This is a genomic window from Okeania sp. (genome assembly GCF_983059655.1).
The window spans coordinates 1-3,626 of record NZ_CEZPJD010000795.1; the positions used below are offsets into that span (position 1 = coordinate 1).

Annotated in this window: 3 protein-coding genes; 2 read left to right on the top strand and 1 reads right to left on the bottom strand. The window is 38.6% G+C overall.

Annotation, left to right across the window (positions count from 1 at the left end; genetic code table 11):
* Nucleotides 1-300, bottom strand: a 300-nt coding sequence (locus tag AC3DU7_RS28480; RefSeq protein ID WP_488042623.1) for a hypothetical protein, incomplete at its 3' end; no start/stop codon positions are given.
* 407 nt (nt 301-707) lie between these two features.
* Between AC3DU7_RS28480 and AC3DU7_RS28485 the strand changes: the two genes are divergently transcribed.
* On the top strand, nt 708-1,370 hold the full coding sequence (locus tag AC3DU7_RS28485) for a PadR family transcriptional regulator (RefSeq protein WP_488042624.1): 663 nt from the start codon (nt 708-710) through the stop codon (nt 1,368-1,370).
* Between the two features lie 57 nt (nt 1,371-1,427).
* Entirely contained in the window at nt 1,428-3,305 is a 1,878-nt protein-coding gene (locus AC3DU7_RS28490; RefSeq protein WP_488042625.1) for an efflux RND transporter periplasmic adaptor subunit, read from the top strand.
* The last annotated feature ends 321 nt before the right edge of the window (nt 3,306-3,626 follow it).

The window sequence follows — 3,626 nt, forward strand, 5'->3', positions numbered from 1 at the left end:
TCTATTTGTTTCCAGAAATTTTTCATTATTATTCTTTAGTCGTGGCCTTTTATCTTGATTAAGGGTACATATAGCAGAAGGCAGAAGGAAAAATCTGGCGTTGTTTGAGTTTTCAGCTTTTGATATCTCCTCACCTTTTCTTCCACTGCTATATCTATAATAAATAGGGTTTGCTGAAAAAGTCTGATGGTGACGATAGGGAACAGGGAACAGTTTAGACCATCTACTACGGCCAAATTTTCTGATAGTCAGGGGAAAAATATTAGCATTTTGAGACAAAAAGTGCCAAAAACCTTGCACCCCCTCAGCAATATTTAACTCTGGAAGCCTTTACAGGTATTGATTACAATTTTATGAGCGCAAGCCCTAAATAGTGTATTTCAAGGTTGAGGGCAGAAGGCAAAAGGAAAAATCTGGCGTTGTCTGAGTTTTTAGTTTTTGATATTTCCTCACCAAATAATTTCCCTGCCGATCAAGACTTTACCTAGAAATGTCGATTTGACGAAAAACAGAGTTTGACTCTAACTAAATTAAATCCTACATTCCACACTTCATAATGTAGTATAAAAAATGAGGAGTCAGAATTCCCTTCTGCCTCCTGCCCTCTGCCTTTCCTAATAAGTTTAAGATTTTTTAATTTTTATTTCGTCAGATAAAATTAATTGAAATATAATGAAAAAATAAACAAATATATCAGACTGATATAAATGCTTGAGTTATCTGCCCTAGGTTTACTGCAAAAGAAACCTCTGCACGGCTATCGTTTAAAACAACAGCTAGAGTTATTTATGAGTAGCTGTATTAGTATCAACTATGGTGCTATATATCCCTTGCTGAAACGATTAGAAGAGCGGGGTTATGTTTTTGTGGTTACAGAAGAACCAGGAGAGGCCGGATGTAGTCGAAAAATCTATCAAATAACAGAAAAAGGGCGCGATCGCTGGCGTGAAAAAATGCTAGAAAATCTCAAAGAAAGTTGGGTAAAAGGTCGCTCTAGATTTCTAATTAAATTTTTCTTTTTCAGTGATTTAGAACCTACTGAGAGAGTCAAACTTATTGAGCATCGTTTAATAATTTGTCAACTACGTCAAGAATATTTAGATAGTCAACAATCTGAGAATCTATTACTAGACTCCTATCAATATTCTGCTTGTAATCGAGCAAAATCAATTCTAAATACAGAAATACAATGGCTAAGAGAAGAATTAGTCAAAGAATTAGAACTGTTGAAGAAGGAAGAAGGAAGAAGCAAAAAGTGGATGTTTACTAAAACCCAAACCAATTGTCAACACCTTGTAGACGGTGGGGAATTAAACACAAAAGAAAAAGATAAACTGTTGAATCTGATCGAGAAAAAAAACTCTTTTTAACTCTATATTAACTGCAGAAATAATTAGTCAAATAAATAAACAATAAAGGTTAAATAAATGTCAAATTTAAATTCATCAAATTCAGCAATTAAAGACAAAACTAAACCACCAGAAAATATCCAGGAAAGTAACAAAATAGAACTATATGAAGACCAGACAAAAACTGCTCCGGAACAGTTTCAAACAAACAAAACAAATTTTTCTGGCCTACTTTGGGCAACAGTAATTATTACCACTCTCGGAGTAGGATTTTTAGGAGGGCAATGGTGGCAGTCTCAAAATAGCGAAACAGCCAACAAACCATCAACAGCAGCTCCAGGTAGACGACGAAGTACCCTAATTAAAGCCATACCAATAGAAATTAGCTCTCTCCAAGAAACCTCAGAATTTGTCGGGACACTCGAAGCCAAACGCTCAGTCAGAATTAGACCAGAAATAGATGGTAGAGTAGTAGAAATTTTAGCCCAGGAAGGAACCTTTATATCCAAAGGGCAGGCGATCGCTAAACTCAAAAGTGATAATGTAGAAGCCAACTTAAGAAGATCCAAAGCAAACCTCCGACGAACTCAAGCACGTTTAGCAGAACTCAAAACTGGAGCAAGGCCAGAACAAATTGCAGCATCTAGAGCACGTCTCAACCAATCTCAAGCAAGTTTAGCAGAACTCAAAACTGGAGCAAGGCCAGAACAAATTGCAGCAGCCAGAGCGCGTCTTAATCAATCTCAAGCAAGTTTAGCCGAACTACGAGCAGGTACTCGTAATGAAGAAATTGCCCAGGCCAAAGCACAACTACAAGAGGCAGAAGCACGACTGGCCAATGCTAAGTCAGGTAGTTTGTTAGAAGAAATTGCTCAAGCTAAGGCGCAAATAGAAGTACAACAAGCAGAATTAGAGTTAGCTAGCGAACAAGTAAAGCGAAATCAAAATTTGAGAGATGAAGGAGCGATCGCTGAATTAACTTTTCAGGAAATTTTCAAACAAGAGAGGGCAGCTAAAGCAAGAGTAGAAGAAGCAAAAAGACGAGTGACCCAGTTGCAAAGAAATCAAGAATCTACAATTGAGACATCAGAAGCAGCAGTCGAACAACAACGGCAAGTATTGAGAAGACTAGAGAATGGCACTCGCCCCGAAGAAATTGCCAGAGCAGAGGCGGAGGTGGCAGAAGCTCGTAGTAATTTAGAGGAATTACAAAACGGCACTCGCCCCGAAGAAATTGCTAGAGCAGAGGCGGAGGTGGCAGAAGCTCGTAGTAATTTAGAGGAATTACAAAACGGCACTCGCCCCGAAGAAATTGCTCAGGCAAATGCAGATGTGGCAGCAGCACAAGCAGAAGTAGAGAGTTTAGAAGTGGAGTTACAGGATACGGTAGTTGTAGCTCCCTTTGCTGGAATTGTGGGAGATATGATCGTGAAAATGGGAGATTTTGTTACTGATAGTGACACTATTACTACTGTGACGGCAAATCAAGTATTAGAAATCAATTTACCAATTCCTTTAGAGCGACGAGGGGATTTAAAATTGGGTTTACCTGTGGAGATTAAGAATTCAGAAGGGAAAGCTCTGGGAATAGGGAAAGTTAGTTTTATTTCTCCTACTGTTAGTAGTGACTCTCAAACTATTTTAGTCAAAGCAGATGTGGATAATAGTGCCGGAAAGTTAAAAGATGGTCAGTTTGTGCGGGTAAATGCGATCTGGGATAGACGTCAAACTGTGGTTGTACCAATGACGGCGGTGGGTTTTCAAGGAGAAGAAAGGTTTGTTTATTTGGTGGAAGGAGCGGGTGAGGAGCAGAAAGCAAAACGCCAAATAATTGAGTTAGGTTTGGTTAAAGGTGATGTGACTGAGGTAGTGTCAGGTTTACGAGCTGGTGATAAGTTGATTGTTTCAGGGGTGCAAAAGTTGAAGGATGGCTCTGCTGTGAAGCTTTTAAATTAAGAAGAAGGAAGAGGGAAGAAGGAAGAAGGAAAAAAGAAGAAGTAATATCAAATCCGGTAGCATTGGTGTAATAGGAAATGATGTACAGCTTATGTCTGGGTAGATCAAGTATTTATACTTAATATTTTCCTGAAATTTTGACTCTTGAAAAAGGTCAATGACGATGATTTATACAGTATAAATATAGCAATGAGCGCTGGTATATTTACAAATTGCAGGATTTGCCCAATAGCTAAAAGTCTTATGTTATCGGCAATTTATTCCCTCTGTTGCCTGTTGCCTGTTGCCTGTTGCCTGTTGCCTGTTGCCTGTTGCCTGTTG